General features: G+C 64.3%; 16 protein-coding genes and 1 rRNA gene. 10 read left to right on the forward strand and 7 right to left on the reverse strand.

Annotated features, from left to right (window positions below):
* Positions 1 to 5: 5 nt before the first annotated feature.
* From AADX97_RS16555 to AADX97_RS16575, 5 genes are all read right to left on the reverse strand, one after another.
* Positions 6 to 3,119 carry an anti-phage-associated DUF1156 domain-containing protein gene (locus AADX97_RS16555; protein ID WP_374234698.1) on the reverse strand — a complete coding sequence of 1,038 codons (3,114 nt, stop codon included), beginning with the start codon at positions 3,117 to 3,119 and terminating at the stop codon, positions 6 to 8.
* 124 nt (positions 3,120 to 3,243) lie between these two features.
* Positions 3,244 to 3,477 (reverse strand): DUF2283 domain-containing protein, encoded by a 234-nt coding sequence (locus tag AADX97_RS16560; RefSeq protein ID WP_374234697.1) that lies wholly within the window; start codon positions 3,475 to 3,477, stop codon positions 3,244 to 3,246.
* A 573-nt stretch (positions 3,478 to 4,050) separates the two neighbouring features.
* The gene (locus AADX97_RS16565) at positions 4,051 to 4,638 is read right to left on the reverse strand and encodes an anti-phage-associated DUF3780 domain-containing protein (RefSeq protein WP_374234696.1); all 588 of its coding nucleotides are present in this window, start codon (positions 4,636 to 4,638) and stop codon (positions 4,051 to 4,053) included.
* A 284-nt stretch (positions 4,639 to 4,922) separates the two neighbouring features.
* The gene (locus AADX97_RS16570) at positions 4,923 to 8,087 is read right to left on the reverse strand and encodes an anti-phage-associated DUF499 domain-containing protein (protein ID WP_374238625.1); all 3,165 of its coding nucleotides are present in this window, start codon (positions 8,085 to 8,087) and stop codon (positions 4,923 to 4,925) included.
* A gap of 343 nt (positions 8,088 to 8,430) precedes the next feature.
* Positions 8,431 to 8,760: a hypothetical protein gene (locus AADX97_RS16575; protein WP_374234694.1), complete on the reverse strand. Its 330-nt coding sequence runs from the start codon at positions 8,758 to 8,760 to the stop codon at positions 8,431 to 8,433.
* Between the two features lie 162 nt (positions 8,761 to 8,922).
* Here AADX97_RS16575 and AADX97_RS16580 point away from each other — a divergent pair, with 162 nt between their 5' ends.
* A complete protein-coding gene (locus AADX97_RS16580) occupies positions 8,923 to 9,372 on the forward strand; it encodes a hypothetical protein (protein ID WP_374234693.1) in 450 nt (149 codons plus the stop codon).
* Between the two features lie 12 nt (positions 9,373 to 9,384).
* Here AADX97_RS16580 and AADX97_RS16585 read toward each other — a convergent pair whose 3' ends face one another.
* The gene (locus AADX97_RS16585) at positions 9,385 to 10,239 is read right to left on the reverse strand and encodes an alpha/beta hydrolase (RefSeq protein WP_374234692.1); all 855 of its coding nucleotides are present in this window, start codon (positions 10,237 to 10,239) and stop codon (positions 9,385 to 9,387) included.
* Positions 10,240 to 10,690: 451 nt separating this feature from the next.
* Here AADX97_RS16585 and AADX97_RS16590 point away from each other — a divergent pair, with 451 nt between their 5' ends.
* The 9 genes from AADX97_RS16590 (at position 10,691) to AADX97_RS16630 (ending at position 22,514) form a co-directional block, all read left to right on the forward strand.
* Positions 10,691 to 12,232: a DUF2867 domain-containing protein gene (locus AADX97_RS16590; protein WP_374234691.1), complete on the forward strand. Its 1,542-nt coding sequence runs from the start codon at positions 10,691 to 10,693 to the stop codon at positions 12,230 to 12,232.
* 15 nt (positions 12,233 to 12,247) lie between these two features.
* Positions 12,248 to 13,180 carry an alpha/beta fold hydrolase gene (locus tag AADX97_RS16595; RefSeq protein WP_374234690.1) on the forward strand — a complete coding sequence of 311 codons (933 nt, stop codon included), beginning with the start codon at positions 12,248 to 12,250 and terminating at the stop codon, positions 13,178 to 13,180.
* An 87-nt stretch (positions 13,181 to 13,267) separates the two neighbouring features.
* Positions 13,268 to 14,656, forward strand: a complete 1,389-nt coding sequence (locus tag AADX97_RS16600; protein WP_374234689.1) for an isochorismate synthase MenF — start codon at positions 13,268 to 13,270, stop codon at positions 14,654 to 14,656.
* Entirely contained in the window at positions 14,653 to 16,458 is a 1,806-nt protein-coding gene (gene menD, locus AADX97_RS16605; protein ID WP_374234688.1) for a 2-succinyl-5-enolpyruvyl-6-hydroxy-3-cyclohexene-1-carboxylic-acid synthase, read from the forward strand. Before AADX97_RS16600 ends, menD begins: the two co-directional genes overlap by 4 nt.
* Positions 16,459 to 16,479: 21 nt before the next feature.
* Positions 16,480 to 17,343 (forward strand): 1,4-dihydroxy-2-naphthoyl-CoA synthase, encoded by an 864-nt coding sequence (gene menB / locus AADX97_RS16610; RefSeq protein WP_374234687.1) that lies wholly within the window; start codon positions 16,480 to 16,482, stop codon positions 17,341 to 17,343.
* Between the two features lies 1 nt (position 17,344).
* Positions 17,345 to 18,235 (forward strand): 1,4-dihydroxy-2-naphthoate polyprenyltransferase, encoded by an 891-nt coding sequence (locus tag AADX97_RS16615; RefSeq protein WP_374234686.1) that lies wholly within the window; start codon positions 17,345 to 17,347, stop codon positions 18,233 to 18,235.
* A 191-nt stretch (positions 18,236 to 18,426) separates the two neighbouring features.
* Positions 18,427 to 19,509 (forward strand): o-succinylbenzoate synthase, encoded by a 1,083-nt coding sequence (menC, locus tag AADX97_RS16620; RefSeq protein ID WP_374234685.1) that lies wholly within the window; start codon positions 18,427 to 18,429, stop codon positions 19,507 to 19,509.
* A gap of 36 nt (positions 19,510 to 19,545) precedes the next feature.
* Positions 19,546 to 21,126 (forward strand): peptidoglycan D,D-transpeptidase FtsI family protein, encoded by a 1,581-nt coding sequence (locus tag AADX97_RS16625; protein ID WP_374234684.1) that lies wholly within the window; start codon positions 19,546 to 19,548, stop codon positions 21,124 to 21,126.
* The gene (locus AADX97_RS16630) at positions 21,123 to 22,514 is read left to right on the forward strand and encodes an FtsW/RodA/SpoVE family cell cycle protein (RefSeq protein ID WP_374234683.1); all 1,392 of its coding nucleotides are present in this window, start codon (positions 21,123 to 21,125) and stop codon (positions 22,512 to 22,514) included. Before AADX97_RS16625 ends, AADX97_RS16630 begins: the two co-directional genes overlap by 4 nt.
* A gap of 179 nt (positions 22,515 to 22,693) precedes the next feature.
* On the opposite strand, the gene rrf is transcribed toward AADX97_RS16630, so the two are convergent.
* Positions 22,694 to 22,809 (reverse strand): 5S ribosomal RNA (gene rrf, locus AADX97_RS16635).

Consider the following 22,809-nt stretch of genomic DNA (forward strand, 5'->3'; position numbering starts at 1 on the left):
ATTTTCTACTGCAACCGCTGATGGCGCATCCGGCTTGCGATCGCCTCCGCGGCGCGTCGGATCTCCGGTCCGCGGGCCTTGGCGGCGATGAAGGCGGTCATGTCGACCAGCAGCGGACGACGGTGGAGATAGTCCGGGATCGCGTCGCGCAGGTTGGCCATGACGACCTCGGGATCCTTGTCGGCCAGAAACTCCTGCACGGCGATGACCAGCGCCGCGAGCGGGGTGGCCCCGAGCTCGGTCCGGTCAGTGAGATCGCGCGGCTTGAACTCGGTGACGGATTTCAGCCGCGCCGCGTTCGGTTTGGTGCTCGCCATCACCGCAGCATAGTCGTCGACCCGGAACGCCTTGGCGAAGTTCTGGTAGTTGTCGAGCTTGGACGCCCCGGTGGTCTCCATGTCGAGCATGCGCAGATAGAAGCGCTGGATGCCGCCGATGGCCTGCCAGGTCTCGCGGTCGAGTCCCTCGGGGACCAGCAAACCGTTGGCGGTCTCGGCGGCCTGCTCGACGATCTCGTCGACCACCGTGGTCTCGCCCTTGCGGCGCGGGCGCAGGGCAAAGGCGGTCACGTCCTCGCCGCCGAGACTGGTGTAGCCGGTCAGGACCTTGAGCGCCGCCGCGTAGCCGGCCATCTGCAGGTCCGAGTCGTTGAAGACCGGCGCGCCCATGCGGGCCTCGGTCTCGGTGTTGAGATGCAGCATCTGTTTGATCTGGGCATCGACCTCGCGTTTCACCTCGGGAAGGATGCGTTGCTTGAAACCGGGACGCTCGCCGGCGGGGCGCTTACGCAGCATCAGGATCACGGTGCCCTGGACATAGCCGCCCTTCTTGAGCTCCGATGTGGTTTCGGTGGCGATATACCAGGCGCCAACGACCTGCAGACCGGCGGCCCAGAAGATGCTCACCATGTCGGACCAGACGCCGGTGTCCTGATGGGTGAACATCACGCACTGCATACCGTTGTCCGGCATGTGCTCGGTCATCGCTTTGTAGGCATCGACCATGCCGCGGCGAAAGTCGTCGCCCGAGCCCTTGATGGCGATGTCCCGACGCGAATCCCAGGTCCATTGGTCGAAGGGTGGTGGCGGGTTTTTGCGGAGCCATGCGATGAAGTACTCGGTGATTTCGTGGTACATCACCGCGTCGGCGTAGGGGGGGTCTGTCACGAATAGATCAACGATGGTATTCCCATCCCGTTCTGGCCCAAACTCCAGCCCCAAACGGCCTAACTCGCGCGGCCCAGCGTGGGAGCACGTCACGACGCTGCAGCGTTGTGTCTCGGCCTGCTGGAGCATCGAACCGAGATGAAGAACCGGCGGCTTGATGCGACCTGATTTCAGTAGAGAAAGCGACCCACGAATGCCATAGTTGAAAAAAGTATTCAGCGCCTGGTTCTGAAAAACGTCGTTGTACTTTACGGCTCCACCTTGACTCGCCGTAGCATTGATTCTGCACATCCGAGAAGAAATGTTGAGCATCAAGGCCAAATCCAAGTGCTGACTTGGAAGCGCTTGGTGAGTGCGGACTAAACTTAAGACGACTAGGTGTCTGGCGGTGAAAAGTTGATGCCAATACGTCCAGCCGCGCTCCCGAATAGGCTGGTCCGTGTTGTATCCCGGCTCGATCGCCATATCCGGCACCAAACCATCCCCCTGCCAGCGTTCCAGGTTCTCGGTGACGATGGATTCGACCTGTTGCTCGCGTTCCAGATCCTCCTCGTTCACCCCGGCGAAGAATGTCGTCGGACGATGCGCATTGAGGGTTTCGCCCGTGATCCATTGGATACAGTACAGCCGCTCCTGAAAGATGTCGTCCGGGCGCGGCTTGAAGTCGTGCTGATCCCAGCGGCGAAGCCGGTTGGTGGTATTCCCGTCGGCGTCTCGATAATCGCCGCGGAGGGTCTTGATCGCCGTGCGATAAGTCTTGCCGTCGAGCGCGTAGACGAGATTGCCGTCGCGCACCGTGCCAAGCTCGGCGGTCCGCATCTCGTCGGCCGAGACGCCGGTTCGAATCTCGATGTCGAATCGCTTATTCGCATGATCCGGGACCAGCTGGGCAATCACGCTCCGGTTCTTCGAGATCACCCAACTCGGTGCCATCGGCACCATCCAGCCGGTCTCCGGGCAGCGCGTTTCCAGACAGTAGAGATAGGCTTTGGCCCGATTGCCCCGGCTGTCGTGCTCGATTCCGAGTGCGGTGATCTCCCGATCGACCGCCTCGGCCACCTCGCGTTGGGCCTGCTCGATCTCGGCGCGCTTCTCTGCCGAGGCGCCGATGATGTTGAGCGCTCCCCAGGTCAGCATGCAGGCGATCGGATTGAGGTCCGAGGCATAGACATCGCAACCCAATCGCGCGGCCTCGAAGGGGATGGAACCCCCGCCACAGAAGGTGTCGCCGACCTTCGGCCGATGTCCGAAGCGCAGGATGCCGAGCTGCTCGACCAATTCCTGATGCGAGTGGGCCTCGATACCGAAGCGGCCCAGATGGGCGTTCACGGCGGGCCAGATCGGCGCGTAGAGCGCAGCCTGGTCCAGCTCCTCCGGACGTTTGCAGAGTCCCGCACGTTCCTCGTAGGTAGGGTAGGTCGCCAGCGCCCTGGCCAGCAGATCCAGCTTGTCGGCCTCATCGATGTCGCGACGCCAGCGAATGGTGAGTCCAGGATAGTCGTCGGGTTCAAACGGACACTGCAGGCAGGCCAGGTCTTGCGGCGTGACCGCCTTGCCCTCGTAAGACGCCGCGAAGTAGCGCCAGGTATCCGCGAGCGTCAGACGCCGGGCAAGCTCCGTCACGCCGATCTTCGGCTCGCGCCGGGCGAGTCCGGCGGTGTCGAACGCCATCAACTGCTCGAAGATCTCAAGGTCCTGCTCCGGATCATCCGTCTGGGGCAAGAGGCTGCCGAGCAGGATGGCCCGCACCAGGATGAGCGGCTTACGGCCCTTCCAGTAGGACCCGAGCGCGGTCAGCGTTTGCCCTGCACCGGCCTTACGCTCGCGCTGTGCCTCGAACGAGATCTTCTGCGCCGGAAAAACAGCCTCGATCAGCGTCGGGGCGTCTCTTAACGCGAAAGGCTCTAGCCGCGCAGTTCCGACTGCTGTATGCGTGCCTGCTTCAACCATCATTGCGGTGCGAGTCCAAGGGTTTTTGATCTCTCACGGAGACACGGAGTCACGGAGAGGAAAAAAAGAGAGAGACGAATGAGCACACGAAGACCTTTTAGTGACCCGAAGCACCTCACCTTATTCGTTAACGACCTCTCTTACTGGCGTGCAGGATAGCAAAACCTATTACGGCATCTTCTTCATAACGAATGATGACATCATCATCTGTTATTTCACTATCTGTCGCATGACTCGGCTTCTTGAAGTTAATATATAGAACGTCGGCTTCTGAGTCATACGATGACCATAGGTACCCCTGCGGTGCATGCTTAACTGCGGAAATCAAACTTAAGAAATCATTGACTGATACTTCGGCCATATCTGTGTTCTCCTCTCCAGAGACCGTATTCTGCGAGTCACGAAAGATGTAATGATTATGTGGGCCCACCGTTCATCGGTCAATCTGATCGGAACGCCGTTTGTTGACGCAACAAGATCAATCATCTATTTCCTCGATCACAGAAGCAGCCGTTTGCACACCGCCTGAATGGCTGCGTCGCGCGCGAGCGGCTGGCGCTGGCCGTTTGCTCGTGGCTGATACCGCATCGATTTCCAGCGGCCCGTTGGCGCAGCCGCCCCGGCATTGGGGTGGTGATGCGTTGCCCTGGTCGCGAAGCTCCCGCTTCGCGACCCGAGAGACGAAGCTCCGCTTCACGAACCTAATCAACCACCAATCGCTCGTTGGCACAGTCGTGAAGCAGAGCTTCATCTCGGGGGTGACGCAGCGGGAGCTGCGTCACCAGGGTCAGTCGACTCGGAGTCAGAACGTTATCGATCATTGCTGAGCGTCGATATGAGAATAACGCAGTTTTTTGACTATCAGCGACATACCGGAAATCCGTCTCCCCGAACCGCTGGGATGAAATCATCTCGGTTGCGGCTGAAGAGGGCGTCAATCCTGGAACAGCGACAGCGTTCCCTGGCCCTGCGGCGCGGGCTGCTCCGGCAGCATCCGCGTCTTCAACTGTGCATTCTGGGCGACATCCCCCAAGGCGAAACGCAGCGCGACCCGCCATCCCTTCTCCGCGTCCTGTACGCCGCCGGTCGCGACCGCAGTCATGCCGAACAACCACCAGCGTTCTTCCGGGCGCAACGCGAGCCAGTTGCGCACGGCCACGCGGATCTTCTCGGGATCAAGACGCTCGACCGCCCAGGCCAGAATGCACAGCTCCTTGCCGAGCAAACGGTCGACCGGGGTCTCGCCCACCTTCCAGGTTCCGCCGGCGAGGTTGTGCTCTGCAAGCCGGGCGTTGAAGGCACGCTGGACCTCGGCACGGATCGCGGTCCAGCGCGGACGTTCCAGGAGAACGCGGTCGATCACCAACTCGCGGGCGTTCTCCGAGCCCATCCCGAGGTGCTCGCGTATCAGGATCGGCGCGGTATTGCCGCGGGGAATCTCGACCACGAAATGATGCGGGTCGGAGGTCGCCGGCACGCCGAAGCCACGGGTGGGATGAGCGTAGGTCGTTCGCTCGGCCAATTTATGCTCTCACGGAGACACGGAGACACGGAGATGAAGACGCAGAGATCATGTCATTATTCTCTCACGGAGACACGGAGACACGGAGATACGGAGATACGGAGGTGAAGAGGGTGTTGTATTGTGATTCATAACCCCGCAAGCGACTTCTTCCTCTGCACTCTTTACTCTTTACTCTTTACTCTTTACTCTTTCTCTTTCTCTTTCTTCTCCGTGTCTCCGTGTCTCCGTGAGAGTCCCGATTATTTTCTCTCGATATCCCGGTGTCTCCGTGAGAGACCGGATCATTCCCCCTGAACCACATCGCCGGCGGCTAGGCCGATCCCGGCGATCTCGGCGAATTCCTTGAGGGCGTAGCCGTCGCCGAAGCGGATGCCGCCTTTGATCAGCACCTGCACAGCCGCTTGCGGATCGCCGAGTGCGGCGCGAATGCCGTTGATGGCGGCCTCGATCGCGGCGGCGGTCAGCTCGCGGTCGTTGAAGCGGATCTGGGCCGCGGTCTCGCCCTCGCCGATGAGGATCTGCACCCCGCGCAGCAGGGTCTCGGGGCGATCCTTGAAGCGCTGAATCACCGCGAAGGCTTTGTCGGTGGTGTCGATGGAGATCTTCGGCTTCACCAGGTGTGCCGCTTTGGTGTCGTCGATGATGACCCGGTCGTCGCCGTCGGCCGGGACCTGGATCTTGGCGCTCTTCTCGACCTCGCCGGCCTTGGCCGCGATCAGGATGGTGCAACCCTTGGCGGGGACGGTGAATGGCTCGGCGTAGCGGGCGCCCTCTTTGGGATTGGTGCCGTCGAGGGTATAGCGTAACTCGGCAGGCGGTGCGCAGTGCAGCTCGACCTTGCGGGTATCCGCGACCGCGTGGATCTCGTGCCGGATGACCAGATCCGCGCTCCAGCGGGTCGGCTCGCCGATCCGGTACTTGCCGGTGCTGTCGACCGCCAGAAAGTAGAGGGTCGCCGCGGTGGTGCGGTAGTCATCAAGATCCTGCACCTGCTCGTCCTGCTCGGACACGGCGGCGCTCGTGGCGACATAGACGCGGGGACTGTCGCCGGCATTGCGCGGGGTGAGCACCAGACTGGTCTCGCCGGTCTCGCGATGGGTTGCGGTGGGTGTGACGTTGACCGAGGTCTGCTCGGGCGGGAAGGGGCCCTTCTCGATGTGGCCCTCGGGGGTCTGACGCCATCGGCCCTGCTTGAGCGCCTCGTCACGCAGCAGCTCCAGGCCGCGCGCGCCCGGCATCCAGGGCCAGGTGGGATCGGTCTTGGCGCGCATCACCAGATCGCGCCAGGGCACGCGCCGATCTTTGCCCGGCCAGAGATAGGTCTCGGCCATCGCCCAGTAGTTGAGCAGGTCATCGCTCATGTCCAGTGCGAGCTTGTTGTCGCAGCGCCCGCTTGCCAGCAGACGCTCGATCTGGGCCTCGGCGGAATGCTCGCCGGTGCCGAAGCTCAAGCCGTTGTCGATGGTCGCCATCACCAGCTCGCCGGCGCCACCCGCGCTTGGACCGGGATAGAACAACCGGTTATAGGCGCCGGAGACGGCCTTGGTGAAGCGCTCGGAGAGCTCCTCGTACTTGTCGCGCGCCTCCTCGAACAGGGTGTCGCCGGGCTTGAGATTGGCATGGATGCGTTCCACCGCATACAGTTCGCGTAGACGTGCCTCGACCTCGTTGGCCAGATGGCTGTCGTGGCCGGACAGGATGAGGAGGTTGTTCTTCTCCTGCTGGAATTCATAGAAGGCCCGGATCGCCTCCGGCGGGGTGCGCCCGTCCGGCTGCACCACGAGCAAAACGCGGGCGCCCGAGAGCTTGACATCATCGAGCCGCGGCATGATCTGGACATCCTGGTAGGCCGCGCGGGTCTTGCTCTGGGCCTGAAACAGCCCCTCCAGCCGGTTGATGAGCGCCTGCTCCAGCTTCGGCAGGGGGATCTGCCGGGCATCGCGCTCGATGCGCCGACCGAGGTTTTCGGTCTCCTTGAAGTAGAAGGCTTCGCCCTCGCGATGCAGATACCAGGCGCGATCACGCAGGCGCTCCAGCCCGGCCAGGAACTCGTCGGCTTTGCGATTGGGCGCGGCCAGGTATTCGATGATCTCGGCCTGGGTGAGGCCGGTGTGGGCGCCGACGGCGCGCGAGAGCGAGGCCGAGAGCAGCAGCTTGGCGACCTGTCCGGCGGCGTCGCTGCCCAGATCCCCGTCGATCTCCTCGGCGCGGGCATTGCCGTGGTCGGCAATGTCGTTGACCACCGCCGGCAGCAGTGCCGGGTTGACACGCTGGATCTCGTCGCGCACCTGGGTGTCGTTCAGATCCAGGTGCTGGGTGCCGATCAGGAAGACATCGTTGGCGTCGCGGTTCCACACGCTGCGCAGCAGTCGGGCGGTGAACTGCATCAGACCGCGGGTCTGCCTGAAGCCTTCGTTCTCCTTGAACAGGGCGACCAGATTCTTGAAGGAGGGGTGGAAGGGATAGGTTTCGCGAACCTCCTCGGCGACCTCTTCCATGGCCCTGGCGGTGATGTAACCGCCGTCCTCGGCGGCCTTGACCTGCTCGGCGAAGGCTTCCGCGACGGCGTCGATCAAGGGCGCGTCGGGAAGCTGGGTGAAGAGGCGTTTCTTCAGGATCGCGTAGATCTCGTTGCCGGCGAGCTGGACCGGGGTGATGGTCTGGGCCTGACGGCGGGTCTCCTGCTGAAGGTTGGACATGACCCGCGCGAGATCGCGGGTCTGGGCGTCGTAGCTGCCCGAAAGATTGGCGATGACGACACAGCAGCGGGGCCGTTTGATGGCGGCGCTCAGGAGATTGCCGAGGCTGTAGGTCACCAGATCGGCGAGCGAGCCCTTGCCGACCGCGCGGGTGTCGGCGTTGAGCAGGTAGGGCGGCAGCTCGTCGAGCAGGATCAGGGTCGGCTCCTCGCCGAGGATCTCCAGCCACTTGGCCTCGTCGACACCGCGCGGACCATCGATCCAGTAGGGACGGATCAGGTCATGCCGGCCCAACTGCTCGGCGATCTCGCCCCAGATGTAGTGCTCCGGATCGTTGCGGCCGTTGAAGGCGGCGATGCGTGCGGAACCGAAATCCAGGCGTTCTGCAAGCTCAGGGGGGAGGACCAGAGGACGGAGGGCAGGGTATTTCGCCAGCAGTCCGATGGCGATCATGAGGTGGGTCTTGCCGCCGCCCATGGCCTGAGCCAACTCGAAGGCAGCTTGATCGGACAGTCCCGCAAGGCGCAACAGGCCCTCGAGGAACAGGGTCTCCATCCCCTGCGTGATGTGGTTGCGGGCGAAGAACTCGGTGCCGTCGCCCTGGTCGTGGATGAGATCCGAGAGGTTCTCGATCGCTTCCGTCATCCGGTAGTCCTGGACCATCGGATGGATCTTGCAGGTGTCACGAACGGTTCCGAGCACGTTACCCCCTGTTGGCCTGATCCTCGATTCCGCTGTGCGACGCACCCCGCTGAGCGGAAAACGAGCCCTTGGAATCTCGATCAAATTCCGGATGGCGATCACCGATGATGCCCGGTGACGGCGTCGGTTACTGGCAGATCATCGTACAGGAGTCATGGGCGGGACAACACGATTCGTCCCGATCTTGCCACCGACCAGTTGACGCCGGCATTTCGGTTCCAGCTCAAGAGGCATCTCACGGAGACACGGAGACACGGAGTGCACGAAGCAACGATCTCGAATTCGCCGTGTCAGCGTGTCTCCGTGAGAGATCTTAGAAACGGATCGATGCTAAGTCGCTCCGGTACAACGGCTTGCGTGCTCACACCACCGGCCGTCCCGAGGCCGGTCATGAATGATGCGTTCGGCGATTCCGGGCGACGCGGCTCCGTAGACTGATGAGGTCGTGCAGATCGCACAGCATGAAGTGGCGGTTGGCGGGATGGCCGAGATGCTTCACCGTGGCCGGGTCGCCGTCGTGATAGCGCCGTGCGGCGACACGGAAGGGTTCGGGCAGCGACCGATTGAACGACGAGGGTTTGATGAGGAGCCGAACGACCTGCTCGAACAGGAGCGCATAGCGGTCGTCGTCGGGCTCTCGGTAGAGCGAGCCGAGATCGTCCCCGTAGATCCGGAAGAGGCTCAGATAGTCTTGTTCATCGGGCTGTGAGCGGCTCATCGGCGGCCTCCGTCGGAGCTTACCGGGGTTCGCGGGGTGTCGCTGGGTCTGAAATTCGGTCGCATCGGACAGTGCATCGGGCGGGGTTGAAGTCTTGGCTGTCGGCATCTAGCCTTCACGGTGATTCTAGACCTGTTCTCCACACCTGCCGGGGGTGATCGCATGAGCATGTATGCATCTTTGACATCCGTTCTTGATCGCGCCCTCGTCCGGACCCCGCTGGTAACCAGCGACCGTCCGCTCGCCCGGAGGGCTGCGCTCCTCTTCGCGATCGCCGCGACCGCCGCGGCGGCAGCCGTCGTAACCGCTCCTTTCTCGGCCGCGGGCGAGATGGATCCGGATCTGGTGCGACTCCTACACGCGATGGTCGGGATCAAGGGGATCATCGCATTGGCCGCCTCGGCACTGGTGTATTGGCGGCTCGGTCATCCGATCGCGCGGCCGGTCGCGATCGGCTATGGCTCCATGGTCTGTGTCTCGGTGGCGGCGCTCGCCTGGCTCTGGACGCTCGCGAGCATTCCGCTCGGCTCGCTTTGTTTCTACGGTGGATTGGCGGGTCTGATCCTGGTCGGGCGTTTCGATTCGGGTCTTTCGGCCGGGCTCGGACGCTGAGCGACCGTGACCTCATCCGCCGGCCCATCGACCCGCCTGTTTTGCCTCCGACGGCGGTGCGATCAATGAAACAACCGCGTCGGTGGCTGCCGCGATGATGTCCCTGCGCGGCGATGCCTCGTCGGGCGCGTCGCGTTTGCAGACCAGCCGGCAGAGCCAGTCGGTGGGGGACTCGAAGTCGCAGTGCTCCGCGCCAGTCACCCGTTCCACGGCGGCACGATCGGTGGCGGAGAAGACGGCGAGGCCATTGTTCTCGGCGTTGCAGGGCGAGGGATCCCCGACCAGACCGATCAGCGGCCGATCGAGGCCGGCGGCCATCCCCTCGCCGAGCCGACCGGCGTCGACCAGATCGAGCGCGACGACGCCGAGCGTTCGTGGATCGTTGCTGCCCGCGACCAAGGCCGCCAGCCCGCCCGCGGAGAATCCGGCATAGACCACCTGTTTCGCATCCAGCGCATTGGCCACGCGAATCATATCCAGACCGTTGCGGACATGCCGTCCGTCCCAAAACCGCGTGTTGCAGAAGTCCAGGGTCACGGTCGGGATGCCCTCGTCGGCGAGGGCTTGTGCCAGATCGGCCATGCGCTCCTGGCTACGGAGGAAACCATGGCCAAGGACGACCAGATCCTCGGTCCGCGCCGTCGCCGGTCGATAGAGGCGATAATGCAGCGCACAACCGGTCGCCGAGTCAACCACGCCGGTCTCGACGTGCCGGCCGGAACCATTCCCGGCCGACGCAAGAGACGCGGCGATCAACGCCTCGGCGACATCCTTGTCCAAGGGCGGCGTGTGTGCATCCTCCCGTGCGACCAGTCCGAAACAGCCCGCCAGGACCAGACAAACGCACAAAATCGTTGTAAACTTCACTTGACACTTAGCCCGTCACGTTGAATTGACATCTATTGCCCAGCGTCAACGCGAAATCGCGGAGACTGGCGGAGGATAGGCACCGAAGCGATGGCTCGGCTCGATGCCGAGGTCGATTCGCCCCTTAAACCGTGCCCGGTGCGCTATGCGTCTTTTGTTGGATCGGCTTGGCCGCGCCAGCTCCGACAACTGTCGGAGCTGGCGCGGTTTAAGGCGAATTCCGGATACCGTTATGCCAAGCTGCGCATCGGAGCGCTCCACGCAGAGGAGGCCGTAGCTTGTGCCGAGCCGTGCGAGGCACAACCAACAGCCGGCGGAAGTTGTGCTTCCTATCGTCAGCACAACCTACGGGTATGGCATTTCGCGGAAATCGTCAAATGCAAAGTGCGGCTGACTGACAACGGAAAAAACCTCCGTTGCCTGCGGCGTCGACCGCCGGAGAAGGGTCCTAATGGCTGAAACCACGGCAGTGAGCACAAGCGAGGCCCAAACGCCTGCGCCAGTGCAAACGAAGCCCATTCCGGAGGGTACGGGAGGGTTGTGCCTGGTGTTCGGCGCCAGCGGCTACATCGGCGGTCATTTGGTGCCGCGCCTGCTCGCCGAAGGACGGCGCGTGCGGGCGAGCTCGCGCAGCCGAGAGACGCTCGAAGCACGCGGCTGGCCAGCGGTGGAGATCGTACCGGCGGATGCACTTGCGCCCGAGACCCTGCCCGCAGCGCTGCAGGACGTCGAGGTCGCCTATTACCTGGTGCACTCCATGGCGGCGGGACGCGATTTCGGGCGTCTCGACCTGGAGGCGGCCGGCAACTTTGCCGATGCCGCTGCAAAGGCCGACGTGCGACGCATCGTCTATCTCGGCGGACTGGTCCCGGACGATGCCGTGAGCGAGCACATCGTCTCGCGACGCGACACGGGTGAGGTGCTGCGCCGCGGATCGGTCCCCGTGACCGAGATCCGCGCCGGGATCATCGTGGGCCCGGGCTCGGCGGCGTTCGAGGTGATGCGCGACCTGGTCTATCATCTCCCGGTCATGGTTACGCCGCGCTGGGTGCGCGCCAAGTCGCCGCCCGTCGCGCTGGAGAATCTGCTGGTCTACCTTGTCCGGCTGCCCTGGGTTGAAGAGGCTGCGTCCCTGAGCCTGGACACCGCCGGCCCCGAGACCCTGACCTACACGCAGATGATGTACATCCTGGCCGACGCGGCGGGCAAACGCCGCCCCTGGATCATCCCGGTCCCCGTGCTGACACCGGGGCTCTCGGCGCACTGGCTGCGCTTCATCACCTCGGTGCCGACGAACGTGGCGCGCGCCCTGATCGAGGGTCTGCGCCATGACTTCTACGCCGACGATGCCGCAGCACGTCGGCTGGCCCCTCAACGCCTCCTGGGGTTTCGCGAGGCTGTGGATGCCGCGTTCGCGCTGGAGCGCAGCGGCGAGCCCATCACGCGCTGGACCGAGGGGGCCTTCGCCGTGCGCAATCAACGTATCGATTACGCCTACTATGCCAAGCGCGCCTCGGGCACGTCCGAGACCCGCGCGGATCCGGCGGCGGTCTGGCGACTGGTGTCCGCGATCGGCGGGGACAACCGTTATTACTATCTGGATACGCTCTGGTCGATCCGCGAGTGGATGGATTGGGCCATCGGCGGCCCCGGACGCAAGCGCGGTCGACGCCATTCGCAAGAGGTGCGTACGGGCGACCGCATCGATCACTGGAAGGTGCTCGGCGCCGAACCCGAGAAACGACTCACCCTAGCCTTCGGCATGCGCGCCCCCGGCGCCGGCGTGATGGAATTCGATCTGACCCCGTTGCCCGACGGGGGCACGCGCCTCACGGCGACGGCCTACTGGCACCCGGCCGGGGTTTGGGGACTGCTCTACTGGTATTCACTCGAGCCCATTCACCGCTTCGTCTTCAAAGGACTCACGCGTGAGATCTGTCGCCGCGCCGAGCGGGATCAACGCAGACCACACCCGATCGAAAGCCGTACATAACGAGGTTTTATCGACATGGATACAGGTAAGGATTCGGCACTTCCGCAACCGCACGGCGCGGCCAAGACCGGCAAGGTCGCGCTTCCGGCCGCGCTCGATGCCCCGCGGCACGATCTGGCGACCGAGCACGGCGGACGCATTCATTACTACGCGGACACCTCGGCCACCGGCCGGCCGCTGGTCTTGGTGCACAGCATCAATGCCGCACCCAGCGCCTTCGAGATGAAGCCGCTGTTCCAGCAGTATCGCTCGCAGCGGCCCGTCTATGCGCTCGACCTGCCGGGTTTCGGCCACTCCGATCGCAGCGACCGGCGTTACTCGCCGAGCCTCTACGCCAACGCCATCGTCGATTTTCTGGAGAAGGTGGTCGGCAAGCCCTGCGATCTGGTCGCCTTCTCGCTCGGCTGCGAGCTCGCCGCGCAGGCAGCACTGATTAAGCCGGAGCTGATCGAGTCCTTGATCCTGATCTCCCCGACCGGATTCAGCGCGCGCCGGCTGCCGACCGGCCAGGCCGCCGAGCGCGCCTACAAGGTGCTGAGCGTGCCGGTGGTGAACGACGGGCTCTTCGCCCTGCTGACCTCGCGGCCGAGCATCCGCTTCTTCTACAAGCAGGCCTTCCACGGCGCCATCCCTCCCGAGATGATCGATTACGCCTACGCGACATCGCATCAGCCGGGTGCGAAGTTTGCGCCGCTCTACTTCCTGTCCGGTCAGTTGTTTACCCCGAACGCACGCGAAAGCGTCTACGCGAGCGTGACTCAGCCCGTGCTGGTGCTCTACGATCGCGATCCGAACATCGACTTTCATGAGCTTCCGGACTTCCTGAGCCATCATTCGAACTGGCGGGCCGAACGTATCGCGCCGACACGCGGACTGCTCCAGTGGGAGCAGCCGGCGCAAACGGCGGCTGCGATCGATCGCTTCTGGTCGATCCCTCAGGCCGCCTGAGCTTTTCGAGGATGCCGAGTCCCGGTGCGACGCGTGTCGCCGCACCCGGGGCCGAGACACCAGACCGCCGGCGCTTCAGACTCACTCATGCTTGCACCGCTCAAGACCCTCGAGCAGATCCTCGCGCGCCTCGCCGAGACGATGGACAGCCTACCGCTCACGCGTTCCGAGGGGTTCGTCTCCCTCGTCCTGGAGCTGCCTCAAGCCCTGGCGATCGCACCCGAGATCCCGGGCCCGCAGTTTCAGTTCGCGCACAATCATCGCGGCGAGGTGCGTGCGGGCTACGGCATCGCCGGCGAATGGACCGCGCAGGGCGAGGCGCGTCTTCAGACCTTGCGCACGGCCGCCAAACGGATGTCGGCGCACTGGGAACATCTCGACCCGGACGAGACCGGTTTCTCGGGGTTCGCGATGCTCGGCTTCGCGTCCTCGCCCATGCCCGATCCATCGGCCGAGTCGGGTACCATGCCCAACGCACTGCTCTGGCTTCCGGAGCTTGCGCTGTCCTCGCGCGCCGGTCAGGCGGCGGTCATCCTCTCGACCGCGTTGCCGGTCGGACGCGAGGAGGTCTTTGCGCGCTGGAAGGATCGGCTGGAGCAGATCATCCCGCGGCTGAATCAGCCGGCGCTCGATCCGCTGACGCCGGCGCGGCTCGATCAGGGGTCGACCGAGCCGGATGCGGCACGTTGGCAGGACCTCGTCTTGTCCGCCCTCGAGCAGATCGAGCAGGCGCATCTGGAGAAGGTCGTCGTCTGTCGGCGACTCAGACTCGAGGGCCATCGGCGCTTCGATCTGACCCGGTTGAACGCCGCTCTCGCCTATCTCTTTCCCTCTTGTCAGGTGGTAACGATCCGCCGACACGCGACCAGTTTCGTCGCGGCCACGCCCGAGCGCCTCTTCACCCAACAGCGCGACCGAATCGAGGTGGACGCGATCGCCGGAACGGTCTGCCGCGCGGCGAGTGCCGATCGCGATGCCGAGCTCACAAGCGCCCTGCAGACCTCGCGCAAGAATCTGCACGAGCATATGGTCGTGGTCGATGCCGTCACGGATGCGCTCAATCATTGCAGCCGTCACGTCGAGCCGCCGGACGGACCTCGGGTCATGCAGCTCAACAACGCGCAACACCTCTGGAGCCTGGTGCGCGCCGAGCTCGACCCCGGTATGGACGTCTTTCAGCTCGCCGAGCTGCTGCATCCCACCCCGGCCACCAACGGTCATCCCTGCGAGCTGGCACGCGCCTGGCTGCGGCGCTCCGAGCCGATCCAACGCGGTTGGTATACCGGGGCAGCCGGGATCATCGCGCCGGATCTCACCGGCGAGCTCTGGGTCCTGCTGCGCTGCGCCGAGATCCAGGACAACACGGCGAATCTCTACGCCGGGGCAGGGATCGTCGCGGGCTCCGATCCGGACTCCGAGTGGCAGGAGACCGAGCACAAGCTCGCGGCCATGTCGACGGCACTCCAGTTCGCATGAGCGACACCGAGACGCCCGATCAGGGTTGTCGCAATCTACGTTGGGCGCTGGCGCTCTTTGATGGCCTGGTGCGCGGCGGGGTGCGTCGGGTGGTGCTCTCGCCCGGCTCGCGCTCGACGCCGCTGGTGATGGCGGCCCAACGACAACCCTTCATTGAGCTCACTCCCATCCTCGACGAGCGCAGCGCCGCCTTCTTCGCATTGGGATTGGCGCAGGCATCGGCTCGGCCGGTTGCGCTCGTATGTACCTCGGGCAGCGCCCTCGCCCATTGGTTTCCGGCCGTGATCGAGGCATCCGAGTCCGGCTTTCCGCTGATCCTGCTCTCGGCGGATCGCCCGCCCGAGCTGCGCGGCTGGGGTGCGAACCAGACGATCGATCAGACGCGTCTCTTCGGCGGATTCACGCGCGAGTGTCATGATCCGGGTCCGGCCGAAGAGGGCCCGGACGCGCTCAAGGCGATCCGTGCGCTCGGCCTGCGCGCCGCGCTCGTCAGTCGGGGTCCGCGGCCCGGTCCGGTGCATCTGAATCTCCCCTTTCGCGAGCCGCTCGTGCCGGGGCCATCCTGCACGGCCGAGCCGCTCGGACCCTTAGAAGGGCCTGAAAGCGGCCCGCATGAAGCATCCGAGGCTCATTCGTCGGGGACGGATCAGGTGCGTTCCTTCGACACATCACAGTGGCCGCGAGGGCTCACGACACTCCTCGGCGGACGCGGGATCATCTCCTGCGGTCCGATGACGCCATCGGACGCAGCGGCCGAGGCCATCTTCGCCTGTGCCGAGCGGCTCGACGCCCCGGTCTTGGCCGACCCGCTGTCCGGCCTGCGCTTCCGGCCGGCGCGTGGCGCTCGGATCACGCGGTACGATAGCCTCCTGCGCAATCCCGAGGCCGCGGCGTTGCTGAAACCGGACTGGGTCGTCCGCTTCGGCGGGGCACCCGTTTCCAAGACGCTTGCCGGCTGGCTGGAGGCCGTCCCCGCCATCCTGGTCGATCCGGCCGAACGCTGGACCGATCCGACCCATGACGTCATGGCCCGGATCACCGCGGACCCCATGGCGTTCTATCGCCTGCTGCAGTCCGACGGTATCGGCGGCCAAGGGAACCGCAGCTCGGACGGGGCCTGGATCGGGCGCTGGTCCGCCGCGGAGGAGACGCTCGACCGGCTCACTCGCGCCTTCCTGGAGCAGTCGCCTTGGTGCGAGGGTCATCTCATCGTCGATCTGCTGGAACGTCTCCCCGCGGGGGACGGTCTCTTCTGCGCCAACTCGCTGCCGATCCGTCAGCTCGACACCTGGTCGGGACACTCGGAGAAGTCGCTGCGGGTCTTCGGCCATCGCGGCGCGAGCGGGATCGACGGACAGAGCTCGACACTGGCCGGGCTGAACGCAGGCCGGGCGGAGCCGACACGCGGCGTCACCGGACTTTTGGGCGATCTGTCCTTTATCCACGACCTCAGCGGTCTGTTGCTGATGGAGAGACTCGACCGCCCGTGCATTGTCTTGAATAATGGCGGCGGCCGTATCTTCGACGCTTTGCCGCAGCGCGGCCTGGCGGGGTTCGATCCGCTTTGGCGAACGCCGCAGCGCGTGCAGCCGGATGCCCTCGCGCGGGCCTTCGGGCTCAAGCATCGGTCGGTCGAGGATGCCTCGGGTTTCGTGCAGGCATGGACCGAGGCGATGGACGCCGGCGTGCGCGGAGAGCCGGCCGGACTCATCGAGGTCCGTCTGGATGCGGAGCTGAGCCTGCGCACGCACCGCGTGTTCTGGAACGGCGTTCGCGAGCAATCCATCATCGAGAGTGAATGAGGTTACAAGGTGTCGTCAGCGTTGAGTCAAGAGGCCGGTCAGACCGAAGTCGCGGGACCGAGCCCGGTCGTTTGGGAGACGCCCCCCGGCGACCTCTACCAAGACATCCTCTACCAACAGGCGGAACAGATCGCGAAGATCACCATCAACCGGCCCGAGGTGCGCAACGCCTTTCGGCCGCAGACGGTGCGCGAGCTGATCGACGCCTTCCGTCGCGCACATCTGGATCCGCGTGTCGGCGTCATCATCCTCACCGGCGCGGGCGACCTGGCCTTCTGCTCGGGCGGCGATCAGCGCATCCGAGGCGACGAGGGGTACCGCGACGAGGCCGGGGTCGAGCACCTGAACGTGCTCGATCTGCAGCGTCAGATCCGCACCATCCCCAAGCCGGTCGTGGCCATGGTCGCGGGCTATGCGATCGGCGGCGGGCATGTGCTGCACCTGATCTGCGACCTGACGATCGCGGCGGACAATGCCCGCTTCGGCCAGACCGGACCGCGTGTCGGCAGCTTCGACGGCGGTTTCGGGGCCGGACTCATGGCCCGCACCGTCGGACTGAAGAAGGCCAAGGAGATCTGGTTCCTGTGCCGCCAGTACGATGCGCAGGAGGCGCTCGCGATGGGGCTCGTCAACACCGTGGTGCCGCTGCGCGAGCTTGAGTCCGTGACGCTCGATTGGTGCCGTCAGATGAACCGGTTGTCCCCGACCGCGCTGCGTGTGCTCAAGGCATCCTTCAACGCCGACACGGACGGACTGGCCGGCATCCAGGAGCTGGCCGGCAATGCCACCGCGCTCTTCTACACGACCGCGGAGGGACAAGAAGGACGCGATGCCTTCCTCGAAAAACGCGAGCCTGATTTCGGCAAGTTCCCGCGGCGCCCTTGAAGTGTCGGACTTCGGGTCGAATCTCGCACTCTGGATCGCGGCGGCGCGTCCGAAGACCTTGGTGTTGGCCGTAGCCCCGGTCGTAGCCGGGATCGGGCTGGCCGTCTTTCAGACCGGACAGCTTGCCGCCGTCACGGCCGTGCTCACCCTGATCGCCGCGGTGTCGATTCAGATCGGTACCAATCTGCACAACGATGCCTCGGATTACGAGCGAGGAACGGACACGGCCGATCGTCTCGGCCCGCCACGGGCGACGGCCCAGGGCTGGTTCAGCGTCGAGCAGGTCAAGCGGGCTGCACACCTGGCGTTCGGACTCGCCTTCGTCATCGGGCTGGCCTTGGTGGTGCGCGGCGGATGGCCGATCCTCGCGATCGGGATCGCATCCCTGGTCGCGGGCTACGCCTACACCGGCGGGCCGCGCCCGATCGCCTACGGCCCGTTCGGCGAGATCTATGTGCTCTTGTTCTTCGGGCTCGCCGCCGTGGGCGGGACCTATTATCTCCAGACCTTGAGCTTCGATTGGCCGGCAATCATGGTCGGTATCGCCCTGGGTCTGCCGGCCGCCGCGGTCTTGTTGCTGAACAATTACCGGGATCTGGAAACCGATCGCATCGCAGGACGGCGTACCCTGTGCCACCATCTGGGCCGACCGAAGGCGCGTGTTTTGTATGGCCTGCTGCTTCTGGCATCGATTGCGATCCTGCTCTTCAGCTTCGGCCCGGCCATCGCATGGCCGCTACTGGTCGCCGTCCCGCTCGGCGGTCTTCTGACCCTCAAGCTCGTTCGCGGCGCAACCGGCAAGCAGATCAATCCACTCCTGGGACAAACGGGACTCTTCCAAGCGGCCGTGACGGTGCTGCTGCTCGTCGGATTCGGTCTGAGCCGGATCTAAACCGCGTCCTGAGCGACATGCGTCATTTTCATTTTGCGTTTAGCTTCGGAGATGTCCTCGGTCTCGGTGAGACGCGGTTTGAAATTTAATGTTTTTTAATACTTTAAACCGCGCCGACTCCAGCGTTCGTCGAAACCGCCGGGGCCGATCCCATCCAAAAACATCGCATACCGCACAGGGCGCGGTTTAGGATGATGGATCATCTCCGGATCGATCGACTCCGGATCCGTCCGTATGACTTGCCGCTGCGTCGCGACTGGCGCAGTGCGCGGGGCGTTTTTCAACAACGACGCGGCTGGCTGGTGTGTGCCGAGACGAATGGTGCAATCGGTTTCGGAGATTGTGCGCCGATACCTGTGGCGGGAACCGAGGATCACGGGGCGGCCGAGTCCGCATTGTTGAATGCTTGTGCCTGCGCGCCCGGCAGATCGGTGGGCGAGCTCCTGCAGTTGCTGGACGATGGATTCGCCGCGACGCCGGCCGCGCGCTGCGCGCTCGAGTGCGCACTGCTCGACCTCCTGAGCCAAGCGGAAGGCGTTCCCTTGAGAAGGCTGTTGGCCAGCGATGCATCGGATGCTGTTCCGGTCAACGGGATCCTCGGCGCGCTGGAGGCCCTGACGGTGGCGGATCTTCAACAAGCCGCAGAGGGAGGTTTTCGGGTGGTCAAACTCAAGGTCGGCGTCGCAGAGCCGGCCTCGGAGATTGCCCGGCTGAGGGCGCTCGCACCGGTCCTGCCGACCGACATGCGTCTTCGGCTCGATGCCAACGGGGCTTGGGGCTATGACGTGGCTTGCCGAATACTCGATCAGCTCTCGGATCTACCGATCGAATCTCTGGAAGAGCCGCTGAGCATCCCTGAACCGAGCCGGCTGCGTGCGCTTCAGGAACGAGCGCGCTTTCCGCTCGCGCTCGACGAGAGCCTGGCCGCTTTGCCTGCAGGTGTGGACATCGGGGAACTAGGCGTGAAGCGCATCGTCATCAAACCGGCCGTCGTCGGCGGGCTGCGATCCGCGCTCGACCTGTCCCGACGTGCCGCCACGGCCGGCGTCGAGGTGGTCGTCACCGGCGTCGTCGAGAGCGCCGCCGGACTCTGGCCGACCGCTCAGCTGGCCGCAGCCACCGGCAGCAGACTCCCGCACGGACTCGCCACCGCCGACTGGCTGGCCGAGGATCTGGGGGTCCCGCCGCGTTTGAACGCCGGGATCCTGTCGCTCTGCGAACGACCGGGTTCGGGATTCGCACCGTATCCTGACCTGCACCCTAACCCGGAGTAAGACCGTAACCAAGAAGCTTTCGATCGACCTGCCCGCATGACGACACACCTGGATCCGGAGCTCTGGTCGCTGATTCGCTTGGCGCTCCATGTCGGCTTCTTCTTTGCTGCCGCCTATTTGCTCCGGTCGATGTTCGACGCCCGCTGGGACACCGAGCTACGACATCTGCCGCGCGCGAAATGGTCCGCGCGGGTTCCGATCGTTCTCTTGACCCTCCTGTTCACCGGGATCCTGGTCTATCAAGCGACATGGCAGCTGATCGGCACCTCTCGCCCGCAATTCATCGCGTTCATGCAGTTGCACGACAGGCGCGAGCTGAACCCGGCCCATCGGATCCAGCGCGGGCGGATCCTGGATCATCGCGGCGAGGTGCTCGCCTACAGCGAGGAGATCCTCGGGCAGGTCTATCGCCTCTATCCCGACGGGCCTGCCTTCGCGCATGTGGTGGGGTATAGCGACCCCTGGTTCGGGGCTTCCGGGATGGAGTCGGTGGCGAATGTGCGACTCAACGGCGGCGCGCCGGACGGACTCGGCGATTGGGGGAAGCTCGGTCGCCAGCTCGTGACGCAGGAGAAGCGCCCGCGCGGCCAGGACCTGACACTCACGCTCGATGCCGAGCTCCAGCGGATGGCCTTCGGTCTCCTCGAGGGCAAGCAGGGGGCGATCGTGCTTTTGCGGCCCGACGACGGGGCGATCCGCACACTCGTGAGCGCACCCTCCTACGATCCCAACCGGATCACCCCGGCGCTCTTCCAGGATTCGGGTCCGGGCGCCGCCTTGTTGAACCGCGCCACTCAGGGTCTCTATCCACCGGGCTCGAGCTTCAAGATCCTGCTTGCCGCCTTGGCGCTGGAGAAGGGTTTCTCCGGGACGCTGGATTGTCCTGCGGACGGCTTCACGACCTCTCCGCGCTATCGAAAGATCCGGGACCATGAGTACTATACGGCCAGGAACAGCGGGACGGCTTGGGCGGGACACGGGCGCCTCGACCTCGCCACGGCGTTCGCCCGATCTTCGAACGTCTTTTTCGCTCAGCTCGGCGTGCGCTACGGGCACAACGCCTTTTTCGCCATGACTGAACGGATGCAATTCAATCGACGGATCGTCCTGCATGAGACGCCCTATGGAGCCTGGTCGATGCGCACGGGCGAGATCCAGCGACTCGATACCTCGGACCAATATGGACTCGCCCAGATGTCGATCGGTCAGGGCGCCGCTCTTGTGACACCGGCACACATGGCGCTCATTGCGTCCGCCGTCGGCAACCGGGGCCTCGCCGTCAGACCGCGATTGATCGAGACGGACGCACCCGCACCCTTGGCCTATTTCATGAGCACATCCGTCGCCGAACGCCTATCGGCCATGCTGCGGCAGGTCGTGATCAGCGGGACCGGCCGCGGGATCGACACCCATCGACTCGCGATCGCGGGAAAAACCGGAACCGCCGAGAACCCGCAGGGCGCGTCGCATAGCTGGTTTGTCGGCTTTGCACCCGCCGATCGCCCTCAACTTGCGGTGGCTGTATTGGTCGAGCATGGCGGCTACGGGTCCGCAACCGCTGCGCCGATCGCGCGGGATCTTCTGTTGCGAGCGGTCGATCTGGGGTTGATCGAGTGAGTCGGGCAAACGGCCCCATCGACGTCGCGGACACCTGGGATCTACGCGCGCCCGAGCGCGCGCTCCTGGCCTGGTGCGTCGTCTGTATCGCGCTTGGATTCGTCATGCTCTGGGGCTCGACGCACGTCGGCGGCGGGGTGCTCGACAGACTCGACCTCCTGCCGCTCGGGTTCTACGCCCTTTCGCTACTGACGCTGCATCTCATGCTGGTGACGGCACGATTCAGGGGTGATCAACTCATCCTCGTCGCCGTCGCCTTTCTATCGGGATTCGGGATGCTTGCCCAATACCGGATGGGAACCTTCGAAACCGAGGGGACGATCTCGCTCAACCTGCTTCTCTTTCCGATCGGGCTGGTCCTGATGGGAGCAACCGCCATCATCCTCATGCGCGGGCGTTATCAAGCGCTCACGCAGGGGCATTGGATTTGGGTCTGGGCCGCGCTCTCGCTCGGGCTCTTGGCGGTCTTACTGATGTTTGGCCAGCGCTTTCGCGGCGGCGTTTATGCAGCCGGCTTGTTCACGCCGAGCGAGATCTTGAAGGTGACCATCTTGCTGTTCGTGGCGGGCTTTGTCACCCGCAACGAAAAGTCACTCGGCGCTTGGGGAAAGGGTTTGCCGCTGCCGCCATGGCGGGCCTTGCTGCCGCTCGCCGGTTTCTGGCTGGTGCTGGCCGGACTCTTGGTCGTCAAACGCGACCTCGGACTCTTCATCATTCTGAGCATCGCCTTGCTGACGATGCTCTTTGTCGGAACCGGGCGTTTGGGCTACCTGCTCTTCGGCGGGATCGGCGCGGTCGCACTCGCCGGGGTTGTCTTGAAGGTTCTGCCCCACGGGGAGCGGCGAGTGACGGCTTGGCTAGAGCCTTTCCGTGATCCCACGGGAGGGAGTTGGCAGGTCCTTCAGGGATTGTCCGGAATGTACTCAGGGGGACTCTGGGGAGAAGGATTCGGACGCGGCAGCCCCGAATATACCCCCATCGCCCAATCGGACTTCATCTATTCGGTGATTGGAGAGGAATTGGGGTTCGCGGGATGCGCGATCGTGATCGTCTTTTTCCTGATCCTGTTCGGCCGGAGCCTGCTGGTCGCATCCCGAGCACCCGACAACTATGGCCGAACGGTCGGGATCGGACTCATGACGGTCCTCGCAACCCAGACCTTCCTCAATATCGGCGGCGTCACCAAGTTCGTGCCGCTCACCGGCCTACCCTTGCCCTTCATCAGTCACGGCGGAAGCAGTCTGATCACGGGATTCATCGCTATAGGCATACTCCTGGCCATCTCCGACGGTCAACCCGCAGCACCGCCGAGGAATCGGATTGCGAAGCAGGCGAAGGGGGTTCCGAAGCATGAGGTTCGGAGCGCGCGTCGGAGTTCGGGGAACTAAGGTGATTTCCGGTAAAGGATCTACCGGTTTCTGAAATCTCTCACGGAGCGCACGCAGGAAAGATCTTGGATTCTCCGTGACCTCCGCGTCTCCGTGAGAGAACTTCCCACAACCGCCGGCGTCCTCTTTCCGCTGGCATAAAAAAACCCCCGCCGTGAGGCGGGGGTTTGGGTGTAAGGCCCTGGCGGTGACCTACGTTCGCATGGGGAGGCCCCACACTATCATCGGCGAGACACCGTTTCACGTCTGAGTTCGGGATGGGATCAGGTGGTTCCAGTGTTCTATGGCCGCCAGG

Source organism: Thiocapsa sp. C2-2m, assembly GCF_041903745.1.
GTDB lineage: Bacteria > Pseudomonadota > Gammaproteobacteria > Chromatiales > Chromatiaceae > Thiocapsa > Thiocapsa roseilacustris.